The sequence below is a fragment of the Pseudomonas sp. P5_A12 genome, assembly GCF_056400685.1.
Genome location: NZ_JBFUKU010000100.1, coordinates 1 through 17,955 on the forward strand (window position 1 = coordinate 1; position 17,955 = coordinate 17,955).

At 60.2% G+C, this 17,955-nt stretch carries 14 protein-coding genes and 1 pseudogene; 11 read left to right on the top strand and 4 right to left on the bottom strand.

Annotated features, from left to right (window positions below; all coding sequences use genetic code 11):
• The first annotated feature begins 342 nt into the window (after positions 1-342).
• Entirely contained in the window at positions 343-2,190 is a 1,848-nt protein-coding gene (locus AC1DSG_RS15330) for an amidohydrolase (protein WP_477791649.1), read from the top strand.
• Positions 2,191-2,332: 142 nt separating this feature from the next.
• Here AC1DSG_RS15330 and AC1DSG_RS15335 read toward each other — a convergent pair whose 3' ends face one another.
• Positions 2,333-4,963: an MGH1-like glycoside hydrolase domain-containing protein gene (locus AC1DSG_RS15335; RefSeq protein WP_477791639.1), complete on the bottom strand. Its 2,631-nt coding sequence runs from the start codon at positions 4,961-4,963 to the stop codon at positions 2,333-2,335.
• A gap of 141 nt (positions 4,964-5,104) precedes the next feature.
• Here AC1DSG_RS15335 and AC1DSG_RS15340 point away from each other — a divergent pair, with 141 nt between their 5' ends.
• The 3 genes and pseudogenes from AC1DSG_RS15340 to AC1DSG_RS15350 all read left to right on the top strand — a co-directional run bounded on the left by AC1DSG_RS15340 (position 5,105) and on the right by AC1DSG_RS15350 (position 7,998).
• Positions 5,105-5,968, top strand: a complete 864-nt coding sequence (locus AC1DSG_RS15340) for a LysR family transcriptional regulator (protein ID WP_477791640.1) — start codon at positions 5,105-5,107, stop codon at positions 5,966-5,968.
• A gap of 98 nt (positions 5,969-6,066) precedes the next feature.
• A pseudogene (locus AC1DSG_RS15345) lies at positions 6,067-6,793 on the top strand (sterol desaturase family protein); the annotation flags it as partial.
• Positions 6,794-6,918: 125 nt separating this feature from the next.
• On the top strand, positions 6,919-7,998 hold the full coding sequence (locus AC1DSG_RS15350) for an SMP-30/gluconolactonase/LRE family protein (protein ID WP_477791650.1): 1,080 nt from the start codon (positions 6,919-6,921) through the stop codon (positions 7,996-7,998).
• Between the two features lie 115 nt (positions 7,999-8,113).
• Here AC1DSG_RS15350 and AC1DSG_RS15355 read toward each other — a convergent pair whose 3' ends face one another.
• Both AC1DSG_RS15355 and AC1DSG_RS15360 read right to left on the bottom strand, forming a co-directional pair.
• On the bottom strand, positions 8,114-8,275 hold the full coding sequence (locus AC1DSG_RS15355) for a hypothetical protein (RefSeq protein WP_477791641.1): 162 nt from the start codon (positions 8,273-8,275) through the stop codon (positions 8,114-8,116).
• Positions 8,276-8,384: 109 nt separating this feature from the next.
• On the bottom strand, positions 8,385-8,627 hold the full coding sequence (locus AC1DSG_RS15360) for an HP1242/YdcH family protein (RefSeq protein WP_150781221.1): 243 nt from the start codon (positions 8,625-8,627) through the stop codon (positions 8,385-8,387).
• Positions 8,628-8,845: 218 nt separating this feature from the next.
• Here AC1DSG_RS15360 and AC1DSG_RS15365 point away from each other — a divergent pair, with 218 nt between their 5' ends.
• The 7 genes from AC1DSG_RS15365 to AC1DSG_RS15395 all read left to right on the top strand — a co-directional run bounded on the left by AC1DSG_RS15365 (position 8,846) and on the right by AC1DSG_RS15395 (position 15,037).
• The gene (locus AC1DSG_RS15365; RefSeq protein ID WP_477791642.1) at positions 8,846-9,367 is read left to right on the top strand and encodes a DUF4142 domain-containing protein; all 522 of its coding nucleotides are present in this window, start codon (positions 8,846-8,848) and stop codon (positions 9,365-9,367) included.
• A 242-nt stretch (positions 9,368-9,609) separates the two neighbouring features.
• Positions 9,610-10,461, top strand: coding sequence for an STAS domain-containing protein (locus AC1DSG_RS15370; RefSeq protein ID WP_477791643.1), 852 nt, complete (start codon positions 9,610-9,612; stop codon positions 10,459-10,461).
• A 4-nt stretch (positions 10,462-10,465) separates the two neighbouring features.
• On the top strand, positions 10,466-10,828 hold the full coding sequence (locus tag AC1DSG_RS15375; protein WP_477791644.1) for an STAS domain-containing protein: 363 nt from the start codon (positions 10,466-10,468) through the stop codon (positions 10,826-10,828).
• The gene (locus tag AC1DSG_RS15380; protein ID WP_477791645.1) at positions 10,825-11,229 is read left to right on the top strand and encodes an anti-sigma regulatory factor; all 405 of its coding nucleotides are present in this window, start codon (positions 10,825-10,827) and stop codon (positions 11,227-11,229) included. The genes AC1DSG_RS15375 and AC1DSG_RS15380 overlap by 4 nt, the downstream gene beginning before the upstream one ends.
• Entirely contained in the window at positions 11,226-12,236 is a 1,011-nt protein-coding gene (locus AC1DSG_RS15385) for an ATP-binding protein (RefSeq protein ID WP_477791651.1), read from the top strand. Before AC1DSG_RS15380 ends, AC1DSG_RS15385 begins: the two co-directional genes overlap by 4 nt.
• The gene (locus AC1DSG_RS15390) at positions 12,229-13,104 is read left to right on the top strand and encodes a sensor histidine kinase (protein WP_477791646.1); all 876 of its coding nucleotides are present in this window, start codon (positions 12,229-12,231) and stop codon (positions 13,102-13,104) included. Before AC1DSG_RS15385 ends, AC1DSG_RS15390 begins: the two co-directional genes overlap by 8 nt.
• Positions 13,094-15,037 (top strand): response regulator, encoded by a 1,944-nt coding sequence (locus tag AC1DSG_RS15395; protein ID WP_477791647.1) that lies wholly within the window; start codon positions 13,094-13,096, stop codon positions 15,035-15,037. Before AC1DSG_RS15390 ends, AC1DSG_RS15395 begins: the two co-directional genes overlap by 11 nt.
• A gap of 105 nt (positions 15,038-15,142) precedes the next feature.
• Here AC1DSG_RS15395 and AC1DSG_RS15400 read toward each other — a convergent pair whose 3' ends face one another.
• The gene (locus AC1DSG_RS15400; RefSeq protein ID WP_477791648.1) at positions 15,143-17,779 is read right to left on the bottom strand and encodes an excinuclease ABC subunit UvrA; all 2,637 of its coding nucleotides are present in this window, start codon (positions 17,777-17,779) and stop codon (positions 15,143-15,145) included.
• Positions 17,780-17,955 lie beyond the last annotated feature (176 nt).

The window sequence follows — 17,955 nt, forward strand, 5'->3', positions numbered from 1 at the left end:
ATCCCGCCCCTTGAGGCGGGATTCGTCGTTTTCCGCCCCCGGAAAACGCCCCATTGCGGATTCACCGTCTATATTCCTTCTGGCCGCATGCATCCCGCCCCTTGAGGCGGGATTCGTCGTTTTCCGCCCCCGGAAAACGCCCCATTGCGGATTCACCGTCTATATTCCTTCTGGCCGCATGCGTCAGAGATCGGCTGTTTGCCCCCGACTGATTTTGCGCGGAGCACGGCCATGAGCCCACCTGACGAACCTGACGGTTTTAACCGCCGACGTGTACTGCAAGGCCTTTCGGCAGGTGCTGTCGGTGCCTGGATCAGCCCGCTATTCGCAGGGAGTAAGACCATGCCCGACACCCCGGCCGACCTCATTCTGTACAACGGACGCCTGCACACCGTTGATCGCAAAAAACCCCAGGCCAGCGCTGTCGCGATCAAGGACGGGCGCTTTGTAGTAGTTGGCAGCGATGCCCAGGCCATGGCTCTGCAAGGTCCCGGCACGAAGATCGTCGACCTGCACGGTCGCACGGTGATTCCCGGCCTCAATGACTCGCACCTGCATTTGATCCGGGGCGGCCTCAATTACAACCTCGAACTGCGCTGGGAAGGCGTGCCGTCACTGGTCGATGCCTTGCGCATGCTCAAGGACCAGGCCGATCGCACACCCACGCCGCAATGGGTGCGGGTGGTCGGCGGCTGGAACGAGTTCCAGTTTGCCGAGAAACGCCTGCCAACCCTTGATGAACTGAACAAGGCGGCGCCAGACACCCCGGTGTTCGTCCTGCACCTCTACGACCGCGCCCTGCTCAACCGCGCCGCCCTGAGAGTTGTCGGCTACACCCGCGACACGCCGAACCCGCCCGGAGGCGAGATCCAGCGCGATGCCAACGGCGATCCCACCGGCATGCTGATCGCCCGGCCGAACGCGATGATTCTTTACTCGACCCTGGCCAAGGGGCCCAAATTGCCGCTGGAGTATCAAGTCAACTCAACACGCCAGTTCATGCGCGAACTCAATCGCCTGGGCATCACCAGCGCGATCGATGCCGGCGGCGGTTATCAGAACTATCCCGACGACTATCAAGTCATCCAGCAACTGGCCAAAGACCAACAACTCACGGTGCGCATCGCCTACAACCTGTTCACCCAGAAACCCAAGGAAGAACTGACCGACTTCAAAAACTGGACCAGCACTTCTCACTACGGCCAGGGCGACGATTTCCTGCGGCACAACGGGGCCGGGGAAATGCTGGTGTTCTCGGCGGCGGACTTCGAAGACTTCCTCGAACCGCGCCCGGACTTGCCGCAAACCATGGAACAGGAACTGGAACCTGTCGTGCGGCATCTGGTGGAACAGCGTTGGCCGTTCCGTCTGCACGCGACGTACAACGAATCCATCAGCCGCATGCTCGACGTGTTCGAGAAGGTAAACCGCGACATTCCGTTCAACGGTCTGCCCTGGTTTTTCGACCACGCCGAAACCATTACGCCGCAGAACATCGAACGGGTAAAAGCCTTGGGTGGTGGCATTGCGATTCAGGACCGGATGGCGTTTCAGGGCGAGTATTTCGTCGACCGCTACGGCGCCAAAGCCGCCGAACACACTCCGCCCATCGCCCGCATGATCGCCGAGGGCCTTCCGGTTGGCGCCGGTACCGATGCCACCCGTGTCTCCAGCTACAACCCCTGGACGTCGATGTATTGGCTGGTCAGCGGCCGCACCGTCGGTGGGCTGGAGCTGTACCCGCAAGGCCTGAGCCGCGACACGGCGCTGGAATTGTTCACCCACGGCAGTGCCTGGTTCTCTTCCGAGCAGGGCAAGAAAGGCATGATTAAAGTCGGGCAACTGGCGGATTTGATTGCACTGTCGGCGGACTATTTCCACATCGAGGATGAAGCGATCAAATGGATCGAGTCAGTGCTGACCATTGTCGACGGCAAGATTGTCCACGGCACCCACGAGTTCGAAAAACTCGGGCCGCCACCGATTCCCGTGGTGCCTGAATGGTCGCCGGTCACCAAGGTGCCGGGGCACTGGAAACATCTGACGCCGATGACCGCGCAGGTCCATCAATGCGCAGGTGCCTGCGCGGTGCATGCGCACAGCCATGAACGGGCGCGGATGTCGTCAGCGCCGGTCAGTGACTTTCAGGGATTCTGGGGCGCGTTTGGCTGTTCGTGTTTTGCGTTTTGAACAGCGATCCTGCAAACACCACAATCTAGTGTGGGAGCGAGCCTGYTCGCGAAGGCAATCTGTCATTCAACATTGATGTCGACTGGCATTACGCCTTCGCGAACAGGCTCGCTCCCACAGGGGAAGTGCGTTGGGTGGGAAATCAGGGTTGTAGCAACAACGCGATCAGCGCACTCCACCCCGTCTGGTGGCTGGCCCCCATTCCACGCCCGGTTTCCCCATGAAAATACTCATGGAACAACACCAGGTCGCGGCTGGCGGGGTCTGCCTGCAACTGCGAATACGCCGCCATTGACGGCCGATCACCCGTTTCATCGCGAAGCACCAGCCTGGTCAGTCGCTGGCTCAGGCTATCGGCGACCTCTTCCAGTGACGCCAGGAACCCCGAGCCCGTAGGGTATTCCACCGAAAAATCCTGATCGTAATAACGATGAAACTCGCGCAAGGATTCGATCAGCATGTAGTTGATCGGCATCCACACCGGCCCGCGCCAGTTGGAATTGCCGCCGTACAGCCGGGATTCCGACTCTGCCGGCTCGTAATGAGCACACAGCTGGTCACCGTTGATCAGCAAGCCAAAGGGCTGTTCAGCAAAGGCCTTGGACAACGAACGAATCCCGAACGGGGAAAGAAACTCGCGTTCATCGAGCATGCGTTTGAGCAGGTCCTTGGTACGCTCGCCACGCAACAATGCCAGGAGCATCCGGTTGCCTTCGCCAGGTTCGGTCCAGCGTGAAACCAGACTGGCGAGATCCGGACGGTGACGCATGAAACCGAGCAAACGCTCACGCAACCCGGGTAAACCTTCATGCTCGTGCTGCTCCAGCACTTGCACAGCAAACAGCGGCATCAGGCCGACAATCGAGCGTAAACGCAGCGGCTCGTTCACACCATCGGGTCGGTGCAATACGTCATAGAAAAACTGGTCCTGCTCGTCCCACAACCCTTCGGCATCGGAGTCGACCCGATTGATTGCCCCGGCGATGTAAAGGAAATGCTCGAAGAACTTCACCGCAATGTCGACGTACACACTGTTGCGCTTGGCCAGCTCCAGCGCGATGCGCATCAAGTCCAGCGCATAAGCGGCGACCCACGCCGTGCCGTCGGCCTGATCCAGTTGGTAACCGGGTGGCAACAATGCCGAACGGTCGAACAACGCGATGTTGTCCAGCCCCAGAAATCCACCCTGGAACAGGTTGCGGCCTTCCGCATCCTTACGGTTGACCCACCAGGAAAAATTCAGCAGCAGTTTGTGGAATATCCGCTCAAGGAAGTCCATGTCGCCGACGCCCGTCAGCGCCTTGTCTTGCTGATACACCCGCCAACAGGCCCAGGCATGCACCGGCGGGTTGGCGTCGTCAAAACGCCATTCGTAGGCCGGTAACTGGCCGTTGGGATGCATGAAGCGGTCTTTGACCAGCAGCAATAATTGATGCTTGGCGAAGCCAGGGTCGATAAGCGCAAAAGCCACGGCCTGAAAGCCCAGATCCCACGAGGCGTACCACGGGTATTCCCAAGTGTCTGGCATTGAGACGATGTCGAAATTCGACAGGTGTCGCCAATGCGTATTGCGAATGTGCGAACGCCCGGCAGGCGGTGAAGGTTGCGCCGGATCGCCGTCGAGCCACTGATTGACGTCGAAGTAATACAGCTGTTTCGACCAGAGCAACCCGGCCAGCGCCTGACGCTGAACATTGCGCGCATCCGCATCGACAATGTGGGTTTGCAGGGCTGCGTAAAAATCATCGGCTTCAGCGCGACGCCGCTCGAACAGGTTTGTGGCATTGATCCGAGCCGCGCCGATCGGGGCAAAACGCAGGTAAACGCATCGGCTTTGGCCAGCCTCGAACGTCAGGGTGAAATGCGCTGCCACCCGGGTTCCAGTGTCATGGCGAATGGCATTGTTGTTACCGTTGACCAGAAAATCATTGATGCCGTCCTTGAAGGGACCGCTCGCCCCCACGCCATTCAGTTTGGGGAAGTTGGTTTCGTTGTTGCAGAACAGCCATTGGCAGTCTTCCTCGCCCCAGGCGCTGGCCTGCCGGTTGGCGAGTTGCGGGTGTCGGGCCAGAACCTCATCGCCCCTAAGCGTGAGGCTTGGTTGCTGCACGTGCGCCGCCCAACTCCAGGTGTTACGAGCCCATAGCTGCGGCAAGACGTGCAGTCGTGCTGGCTGATCGGATCGGTTGTGCACGGTGACGCGCATGAAGATGTCATCTGCCTCGTGCTTGGAGTACTCCACCGTCACGTCGAAATAGCGGTTGTCTTCAAACACACCGGTGTCGAGGATTTCAAACTCGGTATCGGCCAAGCCACGGCGGGCATTTTCGGCCACCAGGTCGGCGTAGGGGAATTCGGCCTGCGGGTATTTGTAGAGCATGCGCATGTAGGCATGACTGGGCACGCCATCGACGTAGAAATACAGCTCTTTGACGTCCTCGCCGTGATTGCCTTCAGCGTTGTTCAAGCCAAATAGACGCTCTTTGAGAATCGGGTCACGCTCATTCCATAAGCCCAGCCCCAGACACCAGTGCTGAGCCTTGTCGCAAAATCCGGCAAGCCCGTCCTCGCCCCACCGATAGGCCCGGCTGCGGGCGTGTTCATGAGGAAAATAGCGCCAGGCATCGCCGTCGGCGCTGTAGTCTTCGCGCACCGTGCCCCATTCGCGTTCGCTCAAGTAAGGCCCCCATTCGCGCCACGCCTCGGCATCAACGCCAGCCAGACGCTGGCCTTCGGTCGTGTCGAGGATGTTTGATGCGTGCTTTGCCGTCATGGGTGGCCGCCGTTGGGCTAGAGACGGTTGCAGTGTAGTGCGTTGGCACGCTCCCTATCTGAACACCCCCTGTAACAGCTGGCGAAGCCTGCGTCGGCCGCATCCGTCTACAATGCCTGAACTTCCCGCACCGGCTGCCCCATGGACATCGATCTCGCCCGCACCTTTCTGGAAATCGTCCGCCACGGCAGCCTCGCTGCGGCGGCCGAGAAGCTCCATGTCACCCAGACCGCGATCACTGCGCGTGTGCAAAAGCTTGAAAGCCATCTGGGCAGCACGCTGTTCGTGCGCAACCGCGCCGGCGCGCGTCTGACGCCCAATGGCGAGGCTTTTGTGGTGTACGCCAATCAACTGGTCGAGACCTGGGAAGCGGCACGCCGGGATTTGCCGCTGCCTGAGGGTTACCGCGACGTGCTGCACATCGGTGGTGAGGTCAGCCTGTGCAATCCGTTGATGCTCCGTTGGGCCGGTGAACTGCGCGAAAAGATTCCCAGCCACGCCCTGCGCATGGAAATCCGCGACGGCGAAACCCTCTTGCGGCAACTGGAGCTGGGTGTGCTCGATGCCGCGCTGGTCTATCAGCCGGAATACTGGCCGCGCCTGCAAGTCGAGCAGGTGCTGGAAGAAAAGCTGGTGCTGGTACGGTTGGCCAGCAAACCCGACCCATACGTGTACATCGACTGGGGCCCGGATTTCCGTCGCCAGCACGATGCGGCGCTGCCGGAAAAAGCCAAAGCCGCGTTGAGCTTCAACCTCGGCCCACTCGGCTTGCAGTACATCCTGGAAAACGGTGGCAGCGGCTACTTCCGCACACGCGTGGTCCAGAGTTATGTGCAAAGCGGTGTACTGGAACCCGTACCCAAGGCCCCGGAATTCAATTACCCGACCTACCTGGTGTATTCGCGCGATCGTGACTCGGTCACCCTGCAAAGGGCGTTCGATTTGCTGCGTGAGGTGATCCAGTCCGATGAGGACTGGTCACAGCGCTGGAATCCACTGAGCTGACCACACCGGATCATGGCGTTTGTGTCCTCTAGTTGCGCAAGCCTTTGCGGGCAGATCAGCTAATCTGCTGGCTATAACAATAACCAGAGGTGAGCGCAGTGAGGCAGACCATCCAGGCATTCCGCAGCCGCTATCGCGCCGACATTCATCCCCTCTACAACCCATGGCTGCATGGCACTTTTGTGCTGATTTTCGGGGTGCTGGCCATCGACGGATTCTGGAGCAGCGTGCATCAGGTCAAGCCGCTGGAATGGCTGGCGGTGCCGATCACGCTGTTGTTCTTCAACTTCGGCGTCTACGGGGTGCATCGACATCTGGGGCATCACAAAAAGAGCTTTGCGCGGATGTTCTACGCCCGCCATGCCGGCGACCATCACAGCTTTTTCGCACCCGGCCACATGACCTACGACAGCGCCCGGGACTGGCGAGTAATTTTGTTTCCAGCCTGGCTGATCGTGGTGTCCACCAGCTTCATTGCCCTGCCCCTGTGGTGGCTACCTCAACAGTTCAATACCAACGTCGCCGGTCTGGTGGGCGGCTGTCTGGTCCTCGGCTACCTGACCTATGAAGTGTTTCATGCCTGCGAGCACTTGCCGCCCGGCAACCCGGTCACGCGCTTGCCGTGGATTCGTCAGATGCGCCGCCTGCATGAATTGCATCACCGCCGCGAACTGATGCAGGAGCGCAATTTCAACATCGTGTTTCCGCTGATGGATTACCTGTTCGGCACCCTTTACGTGGAACCGGATCATGCCCCCCCTGCCTTTGACGAGAACGCCCATGACTCGCATGCAGCACCAGATCGCTATCCCAGGAAACCCGATTGACGAGCCCAATCAGCTGTTGCTCAAACAGCGCATCGAGCGTGAATCCGCTGAATCGATGCTGGCCTTGCGGGAAACCGCGCAAAAACAACTGACACCCGCCGGAGCCAGCGTGTGAGAAAAATCATCAAGTTCCGACATCTGCTGGCACTGCTCTTGATTGCCCTTTGCGTCTTCCTGTTGCTGTTTCCGACCAAGGTGCAACCGGTCGCCTGGAATCCGCCACCGGCGCCCTCCCTCACCAGCGGCGTCTACGCCGACAATCAGCGCCTCAAAGGCGTGGAGCGTGTCGGCCCCGCTGATATTGCGGGGCCGGAAGCGCTATTGCTGGAGAGCAACATGCTGATCACCGGACTGCATGACGGCAAGTTGATCCACACGAGCATCGATGGCAATGAAACCAAAGTGCTGGCCGATACCGGCGGCAGACCGCTGGGTCTGGCGCGTCACCCCAATGGTTTGCTGGTGATCGCGGACGGCGTCAAGGGTCTGCTGTCGCTGGATGCTCAAGGCCAATTGATACCTCTGACCACCACCGCTGGCGGCGTGCCGTTTGGTTTTACCGATGACGTGGCCATCGACACGGAGGGGCATTTCGCCTATTTCAGCGACGCCTCCAGCCGATGGGGCTACGGCAAGGATGGCGATGCGATAATCGAGCACGGTGGTGACGGTCGATTGCTGCGGTATGACTTCCAGACTGGGAAAACCACCGTGTTGCTGGACAAACTGGAGTTCGCCAACGGCGTCACGCTGGGGCCTGATGACAGCTTTGTACTGGTCAACGAAACCGGCGCCTACCGGATCAGCCGCTATTGGCTGACAGGGCCGAAAGCCGGCACGCATGACCTGTTTATCGATAACTTGCCGGGGCTGCCGGACAACCTTGCGTTCAATGGTCGCGATCGCTTCTGGGTGGCGCTCTATGCGCCGCGTAACGGGCTGCTCGACCGTACGGCGCCGCACCCTTTCGTGCGCAAGATGATTGCTCGGGCGATGACGGTGCTTCCTGAACCGGTGGAAAAACGCGCCTTTGTCTTGGGGCTGGACCTGGACGGCAAGGTGATTGCCAATCTGCAGGACGCCAGCACCGGTAATTATTCACCGATCACGACGGTGCGTGAGTATGGGGATTGGCTGTATTTCGGGTCGCTGAAAGCCATGAACATGGCGCGGTTACCGCTCGCCACCGCCCTCCAGCAATAACAAACATCAAACTGTGRGAGCGAGCCTGCTCGCGAAGGCGTCGTGTCAGTCGATAAAAATATTGAATGACAAGGCGTCTTCGCGAGCAGGCTCGCTCYCACAGTGTGTTTGCAGGTTATTCAGGATCTGCGTCGTCAGCTGTTTCTTCATTCACGCGTTCAGGGTCGCCATCCTCAGGATCCGGTTCGGTTTCGATGTCGTACGGGTCGGGCTCAGGACCCGTCGGCATCGGGTCATACCCGCCCTCCTCTTCACTCGGAAATCCGGGATTAGACATAAGGCACCTCTCAGGGAATCATTAATGATGACTCGTCACTTACGAGGTGCCGGTTTTCACCCCATTCCAGATTTTTTGACACCGGTCGTCGGTGGCTAGAAACGGCGCGTCAGGACGATGCCTGCAATTGTTGGACGATCTTGTCCTTGACCTGCAAGCGCTTCTCCTTGAGCTTCTTCAACACGTCATCACTGGGCGCATCGGATGACGCGGTCTCGGCCTTCACCACTTCAGCGTCCGCCTGGGAATATTTATTGATCAGTGAATCCAGTAACGGATCCTTGGTGCGTTTTTGCTGGATCTCTTCCTTTGAAACCTTCAAGTCCTGAAACAGGTCATGGGGCACCGGCATGGAACACCTCCGTTTTGATGATCGGAAGCAAACGCGATCGATTGCGTTCACCAACTATCAGAATGGCCTTGGTTTGAGGGTTCTGTCGACCACCTGTCAGACCAGCGGTGCCCGTTCGTCGTCCCGTCGCAAATACGATAAAACCTTTGCCCAAACCCCGGCCTCCACAGATTAACGATCACTGGATCGCTTTCAAAAACCTGTGTGGAGAATAACCAATGGACGGATTCACCCTGCGCCACCTGGCCCTGGCCGTCGCCTTGAGCACCAGCATGGGCTCGGCACTTGCCGCCACCTCCAATGATTTCGTCGACAGTGCAGCCGCGGGCGGCATTGCAGAGATCGAAACCAGTCGTTTAGCGCTGGAAAAAAGTAAGTCGGCCGACGTAAAGGCGTTTGCCAACATGATGATCACCGATCATTCGAAGGCCAACGACAAACTGGCAGCCCTGGCGAAAAAGCATGACATCGAGGTGCCGGACACGACCACGCTGGTCAAACAGGCCAAGGAGCAAATCCTCGACATGCGCGATGAGTCCTTTGACGCGGCGTATGCGAACAATCAGGTCAAAGCTCACGAAGACACCATCGAGCTGTTCAAAAAAGAAGCCAATACGGTGACGGATGACAAGGAGAAAGGCGCCACCGCGTTAAAAGGCTTTGCCCAGCAAATGCTGCCCGCCCTTGAAAAACACCTGGCCATGGCGAAAAAACTCCAGGCCGCCCATCCTGATAAATGACTCAACTGGAAGACCGCTGATGCGGTCTTCTTTTTGGCTACTTGAATGGTCTTGGCCCTCTCGGTTCCCAGTCAAAAAATCACCACTTGGAGCAGTGCCGACTAGAGTTACCGGGCAACTTACGGTCGCAATGAAAAAAACCTGCGCAAAACGAACAACTATTTCATTCGGCAAAGGTCACTGACTTCACGCCGGTCGTTTTTCAATGGAACCGGCAGAGACTCATTCAGGAGCACATGGACATGGCAGCACTGCAAATCAGCACACTCGATGCGATGAAAAATAACCAGACGCAACTGCTCACCGAATGGATCAAGGGCCTGGAAGCCAATGGCGCCAATCGCAACCTCAAAGAACACGACCTCAAGCAGCAAACCGCAGAGTTCCTGCACCTGGTAGTCAGCGGGCTGGAAAACGGCAACGGGCAGAATGTCTCTGCGCCAGGTTGGGACGAAGCGCGCCAGTTCCTTGAAAAGCTCTCCAACAGTCGCGCCCTGCTCGGCCAGGATTCCCACCAGACCGCCAGCTTCATCTTTTCGCTAAAAGGCCCGCTGTTTGGCCTGCTGCAAAGCCATTACCAAGACAGCCCGGCCGTGCTCGCCGAGCAGCTCTGGGAAGTCTCCGAACTGCTCGATGCGCTCGGCATGCACACCATCCGCACCTTCCAGAAGTCTCGTGAAGCGGTGATCAAGCGCCAGCAAGAAGAACTGCTGGAACTCTCCACGCCGGTGGTCAAGCTGTGGGACGGCGTACTCGCGCTGCCGATGATTGGCACGCTGGACTCGCAACGCACCCAGGTGGTGATGGAATCGCTGCTGCAACGGATCGTCGATACCGGCTCGGAAATCGCCATCATCGACATCACCGGCGTACCGACTGTCGATACCCTGGTGGCGCAACACCTGCTCAAAACCGTCACCGCCATTCGCCTGATGGGTGCTGATTGCATTATCAGCGGTGTGCGTCCGCAGATTGCCCAGACCATCGTGCACCTGGGCCTGGACCTGCAAGGCGTGGTCACCAAGGCCAACCTGGCCGATGCCCTGAAACTGGCCCTGACCCGCCTGGGACTCACCGTCAGCAAGACGGTATAAGCCCATGGATCGAATTCCTATTCTGCAGATGGGCGACTTTCTGCTGGTGACCATTCAGGTCGACATGCACGACCAGCTCGCCCTGACCCTTCAGGACGATCTGTCCGAGCGCATCAGCAAAACATCAGCGCGCGGCGTGTTGATCGACATTTCCGCGCTGGACATGGTCGATTCGTTCATTGGTCGGATGATCGGCACCATTTCCGGCCTGTCGAAAATCATGGATGCCGAAACCGTGCTTGTAGGCATGCAGCCTGCCGTGGCGATCACCCTGGTCGAGCTGGGCCTGACCCTGCCCGGCGTCAGTACCGCGCTGAACGTCGAGCGTGGAATGAAACTGCTGCATGAACGAGTACGCGAGCAATGACCCTGCGCAGCAGCGGCACTCATCCGATTCACATTGAGCAGGACGTGGTCATGGCCCGGCAGACCGCGCGCAAGCTGGCGACCGAGTGCGGCATGCGCCTGATCGACCTGACCAAAATGGTGACCGCCGTCAGCGAGCTGGCGCGTAACACCATGGTCTATGGCGGTGGCGGCGACATGGACTGGCAGATCCTCGACGAAAACTCGCGGGTGGGCTTGCGCCTGACCTTTCGCGACGAAGGGCCGGGCATTCCTGATATCAAACTGGCAATGACCGACGGCTGGACCTCCGGCAGCGGCCTGGGCCTGGGCCTGACCGGGGCCAAGCGCCTGGTGGATGAATTCGAACTCGACACCGCGCCCGGCCAAGGCACTCGCATAACGATCACCCGATGGACATGAACATTACAGGCACCCTGACCGACGTCCTGTTGATCGAAGACAGCAGCCAGATCGGCCATGCCCGGCGCACCGCGCAGAAACTCGCTGAACAMATCGGCTTCGACGCTACCGATGCCGGACGTGTGGCACTGGTGGCCACGGAGCTTGCCAGCAACCTGCTCAAGCATGCCGCCCGTGGCGAACTGCACCTGCGGACCCTGCCATTCAAAAACGGTCAAGGGATCGAGATGCTGGCGGTGGATCGCGCGCAGGGCTTTGATGTGCAGGCGTGTCTGGCGGACGGTTTTTCCACCGGAGGTACTCAGGGCATTGGCCTGGGTGCGGTGTCGCGCCAGACTGACGTGTTCGATGTGTACGCCGATTCCCGGGGCGCCGTGCTGTTGGCCCGCTTGTATCCGCGCACCCACACAGTGGCGGACCTGCGATTGGGCGTCAGCCAGCACTCGCTGGCCCGTGACCCGGCGTGCGGTGATGTCTGGCACCTGGCGTTTGACGGGCCGAACCTCAGCGCGTTGGTGATCGACGGCCTGGGCCATGGCGAAGACGCCGAACACGCCGCCCGCGCCGGTGAAAAAGCCTTTGCGCGAACGCCGTTCGCCTCGCCAGTGCTGCTGCTCGAAGACATTCACCAGGCCATGATCGGAACCCGTGGCGGCGCGTTGGCGGTTGCGCAGTTCGACGCGCAGCGCGACAAACTGACGTTCACTGGTATCGGCAACATCGGTGCCAGCCTGATCGCCCCCGACAAATCCCGTGGCCTGGCGTCCCATCCCGGCATCGTTGGCGGGCAGTATCGAAAAGCCCAACCCTTTGACTATGTTCACGTGAACGGACAACTATTGATCATGTACAGCGACGGCCTACAGTCCCGATGGAACTTGCATGACTACCCCGGCCTGGTGCACCGCCATCCGGCCGTGATAGCCGCCGTCCTGCACCGTGATTTCTGTCGCGGCCGGGACGATGTGACGGTATTGGTCGTTGCCCTGGAGGCCGCCCATGGCTGAGTCACCCACGCTCGCGCCGGACGACCCCTCGGCATTGATTGCACGCTTGCAGAATGAAACCGCCGCCCTGCGCGAAGAGCTTGATGAAACCAATCAGGGCGTGCTCGCGCTGTACGCCGAACTCGACAACCAGGCCGAAGAATTGCGTCAGGCCTCGGACCTGAAAAGCCGTTTCCTGTCGTACATGAGCCACGAATTTCGCACGCCACTGGGCTCGATCCTGAGCATCGCCAGCCTGCTGAGCGATGAACTCGACGGCCCGCTAAGCCCCGAGCAACACAAGCAGGTCTCCTTCGTCAGCACCGCCGCCCGGGAGTTGAGCGACATGGTCGACGACTTGCTGGACCTGGCGAAAATCGAGGCCGGGCGCATCAGCATTTCACCGGCCTGGTTCGACATGCTGGACTTGTTCGCCGCCCTGCGCGGCATGTTTCGTCCGATTGTCGACGCCAGCGCCGTGGATCTGATCTTCGAAGAGCCGGTCGGTTTGCCGCGTTTGTTCACCGACGACAAAAAGCTCGCACAGATCCTGCGCAACTTCATCGCCAATTCGCTGAAGTTCACCACCCGCGGTGAGGTGCGGGTGTCGGCGAGGCTCGAAGGCACGAACTTCGTACGCTTTGCCGTCAGCGACACCGGAATTGGTATCGCTGCCGAGCTACATGGCGCATTGTTCGAGGACTTCTCCCAAGTCGATTCGCCCTTGCAAAAGCGCTTGCGCGGCACCGGCCTAGGATTGTCATTGTGCAAACGCTTTGCCGCGTTGCTGGGCGGCGAAGTCGGGGTCGAGAGTACACCGGGGGTCGGTTCGACCTTTTTCGTGATCATCCCGCTGGCCATCGCCATGGAGCCTGCCGATGAAACGTGACATCCACCTGCTGATCGTCGACGACAACGTTGCGACGCGCTACGCCCTGCGCCGACGCCTGGAGTCCCACGGCTACACCGTGCTCGAAGCCGGGACCGGCGGTGATGGCCTGGCGCTGATCGACAGCGAAACGATCGACGCGCTGATTCTGGACGTCAACCTGCCGGACATGAGCGGTTTCGACATCGTGCGCAAGCTGCGATCCGAGCCCGCCACCGCCCTGTTGCCGGTTATTCACGTATCGGCCGCCTCGATCCAGACCGGCGACATCATCACGGGGCTGGACGCCGGTGCCGATGCCTACCTGATCCACCCCGTGGACCCGGACGTGCTGCTGGCGACCCTGCGCACCTTGCTGCGGGTGCGCGACACCGAAAACGCCCTGCGTGAGAGTGAAGCGCGGTTCCGCGAGATTTTCGTCAATGTGTCGGCGCCCATCGCGGTGCTGGATGCCGATTTCAAAGTACACGAGTGCAACCACGCTTTTGCCCGGCTGATTCAGGACAATCTCGACCCGGACACCTTGGGTGAATGCTTCGCCGAAGACCAGGATGCCGTCATCGAGGAACTGCGCCTGCGCCTGCTCGCTGGCGAGCGCTGGAAAGGCATTTTGAACCTGCGGGTGGAGGGTGAGCTACGGGAAACCGAGTGGCAGATTTCGCCCTATCGCACACCGGGGTTAAGCCTTCTGTTCGTCGAAGACGTCACCGAACACCGCCACCGCGAACGCTCGCACCTGGCGCGACTTGACGACGCCACCTCGCAGCTGGAACGTGAAATCGCCGAGCGCGTGCGCACCGAAGCCCAGTTGCTGCAAGTGCAGAAAATGGACGCGCTGGGCAAGTTGACCGGTGGCATCGCCCATGACTTCAACAACCTGCTGACCGGCATCATCACCAGCCTGGAACTGATCCAGAAACGCGTCGCCGATGCGCGCACCGACAAGGTTCAGTTCTATGCCGACGCGGCGTTGAACTCGGCCATGAGCGCCGCCGCGCTGACCCATCGCTTGCTGGCCTTTGCTCGCCAGCAACCGCTCGATACGCGGCCGGTGGACATCAACGAACACATCCGCTCCCTCGAAGAATTACTGGTGCGTACCATTGGCGAACACATCGCCCTGAAACTCGAATTGACCTCCAAAGCCGCGATTGCGCTGGTCGACCCGATTCAGTTGGAAAGCGCCGTGCTCAACCTGGTGATCAACGCCCGCGATGCCTTGCCCCAAGGCGGGAATATCTGGGTCAGCACTTACGCGGCGTATTCCCACGGCGACCTGAAACTGGCGGATGGCGCCTACGTCGCGCTGTCGGTGCGTGATGACGGTACCGGTATCGAGCACAGTGTGATCGACAAGGTATTCGACCCGTTTTTCACCACCAAACCGCTGGGCCAGGGCACTGGTCTGGGCCTGTCGAGCATTTACGGGTTTGCCCGGCAATCGGGGGGTGATGCGCACATCCGCAGCGTGGCCCGACGCGGCACCGAGGTGACCATCATGCTGCCGGCCAGTTCGGACCCGAGCTCGGCTGACGTTGTGTCAGATGCGGTGGATCATCAAGGTTCGGGCGAGCATGTGCTGATTGTCGAGGACATGCCTTCGGTGCGCATGTTCGTCGCCGAGGTGCTGGTGGATGCCGGATATCGCTGCACCCAGGCGGGCGACATCGAAGCCGCCCTTGAGCGCCTGCAAAACGATCCGTCGATTGATCTAATGCTGACGGATGTTGGCCTGCCACGCATGAACGGCCGGGAACTGGCGGATGTCGCCCGCGGATGGCGTGAGGGATTGCCGATCCTGTTCATGACCGGATATGCGGAAAACGCGATCAACCGGCAGGTGTTTTTGGGGGATGGCATGGAGATGCTGATCAAGCCGTTTCAGATCAGTGAACTGTTGGACAAAGTCAGACGCACCCTGGACTGCGCCTGACAGTCCGCCTTCGCGGGCAAGCCCGCTCCTACACTGAATCTGCGGCGTTCACAAATCCCCTGTGGGAGCGAGCTTGCTCGCGATAGGGCCAGCACAAACAACACATCAAACCCTGCCAAGCACACGTCCCAAAAACGGCGCTGTCCTGCTTTTCTTGCTTCTGGCCACTGTCTGCGGCGCGCCAGCAACAACGATTTTCCCACCCTGATCCCCCGCCCCCGGCCCGATGTCGATCACCCAGTCACTCTGCGCCACCACGCGCATTTCATGCTCGACCACTATCACCGTATGCCCCGCCACCACCAGCGTATTCAACTGTTCCAGCAACCGGTCAACGTCCCGCGGATGCAATCCCGTGGTCGGTTCGTCAAGCACATACAGCGTCGCTCCCCGTTGATTGCGTTGCAGCTCGGTCGCCAGTTTGATGCGCTGCGCTTCACCGCCGGACAACTCGGTCGCAGGCTGTCCCAGGCGCAAATACCCCAAGCCAATATCCCGCAGCACCTCCAGCGAGCGGCGAATGCCCGGCTGCTCGGCGAACACCGTGACGGCTTCATCCACCGTCAACCCCAACACTTGGGCGATGTTCAACCCTTGCCAGGTGATCGCCAGCGTTTCAGGGTTGTAGCGCGCGCCGTGGCACGTCGGGCATGGCGCATAAACGCTGGGCATGAATAACAATTCGACGCTGACAAAGCCTTCCCCTTCGCAGGTCGGACAACGGCCCTTGGCGACTTTGAACGAGAATTGCCCGGCGTCGTAGCCCTCGGCCTGGGCCTCGGGGGTCGCGGCGTACAGCTTGCGCACGTTGTCGAACAGCCCGGTGTAGGTCGCCAGATTGGAGCGTGGCGTGCGGCCAATGGGTTTTTGATCGACCTGCACCAGGCGCTTGATCGAGGCCAGCCCCGCCGTGACCTGACCGCCACTGACTTGCGGTGCATCGTCCTCAAGGCTCAATGCTTCGGCTTCGCTGTCGCTGGCGGCCCGTCCCAAATGGGCACCGACCAACTCCAGCAGCGCCTGGCTGACCAGGCTCGATTTGCCGGAACCGGATACACCCGTTACGGCGGTGAAGCAACCCAGCGGAAACTCGACGCTGAGGTTGTTCAGGTTGTTGCGGGTGATGCCCTCCAGGCGCAGCCAATCGGTGGCCTTGCGACTGGCGCGAGGTTGGGTGATGTGTTCGGCGAATAGATAGGCGCGGGTCTGCGAGTTCGCCACTTCGGCCAATCCTGACGGCGGACCGCTGTAGAGGATCTGGCCGCCGTGCTCGCCCGCCGCCGGACCGACGTCAATCAACCAGTCGGCGCGGCGCATGGTGTCCAGGTCATGCTCAACCACAAACAGCGTATTGCCGGCGGCCTTCAAGCGTTGCAGCGCTTCAAACAACGCCTCGCCGTCCGCCGGGTGCAGGCCAGCCGAAGGCTCATCCAGGACGTAGATCACACCGAACAGTTGCGAGCCCAATTGCGTCGCCAGGCGCAGTCGCTGCAATTCGCCGGAGGACAGCGTCGGCGTGCTGCGTTCCAGCGCCAGATAACCGAGCCCCAGGTCCGTGAGGGTGCTTACCCGCTCCAGCAAATCCTGGGCGATCCGTTGCGCAGCCAGGCGTTTTTCCACCGACAAATTAGGCGTGTGACGCACGTCCGGCGCGTTGGCATGACCGCTGGCACCGTGGGCGACTCGCTCTTCGCGGGCCTCACGGGTTTGCCGGTGGGTCAACACGTCACCCGCCTCTTCGGCCTGCTCAAGGTAACTGTGCGCGGCCACGGGTTTCAGCACAGCGGCCACTTGCAGCAGCGACATCTGCGATAACTCACCGATGTCGTAGCCCGCGAACGTCACCGACAACGCCTCGCGCTTGAGCCGTTTGCCGTCACATAACGGGCAAGGGCTGCCAAGCATGAATTGCGAAACGCGCTTCTTCATCAGCGCACTTTGGGAATGGGTGAAGGTGTGCAGGATGTAGCGTCGGGCGCCGGTGAAGGTGCCCTGATAACTGGGCTCCATCTTGCGTTTGAGCGCGACTCTGGTTTCGTCCGGGGTGAGTCCGGCATACACCGGCACTGTCGGTGTTTCTTCGGTGAAGAGGATCCAGTCGCGCTGTTTTTTCGGCAGATCGCGCCAGGGTTTGTCGACGTCGTAGCCCATGGTCACGAGGATGTCGCGCAGGTTCTGTCCCTGCCAGGCCGTGGGCCAGGAAGCGACTGCGCGCTGGCGGATGGTCAGGCTCGGGTCGGGCACCATCAGCGCTTCAGTGACATCGTAAACCCGTCCCAACCCATGACACTCCGGGCACGCGCCTTGCGGGGTATTGGGTGAGAAGTCTTCGGCATACAACATCGCCTGCCCCGGCGGATAGCTGCCGGCCCGGGAGTTCAGCATGCGGATCAGGCTCGACAGCGTCGTCACGCTGCCCACCGAAGAACGGGTGCTCGGCGTGCCCCGCTGTTGCTGCAAGGCCACGGCGGGCGGCAGGCCTTCGATGGAGTCGACATCCGGTACGCCGACCTGATCGATCAGCCGTCGCGCATAAGGCGCCACCGACTCGAAATAGCGGCGCTGCGCTTCGGCGTAGAGGGTCGAAAACGCCAGTGAAGACTTGCCCGAGCCGGAGACACCGGTGAACACCACCAGCGCATCGCGCGGAATGTCGACGTCGATGTTCTTGAGGTTGTGTTCCCGGGCGCCGCGCACCCTGACCATGCCTGAGGGAGGGTTAGATGTGTGCTTTGGGGGCATCTGGAAACCTTAATGAAATAGCGGAAAACACACATAACCCCTGTGGGAGCGAGCCTGCTCGCGATGGCGTARTATCAGCCGACATAAATGTTTAATGACACACCGCTATCGCGAGCAGGCTCGCTCCCACAGGGGATCTCAGTGCATCTTCCACGGGGGGATTAACCATTGAGGAC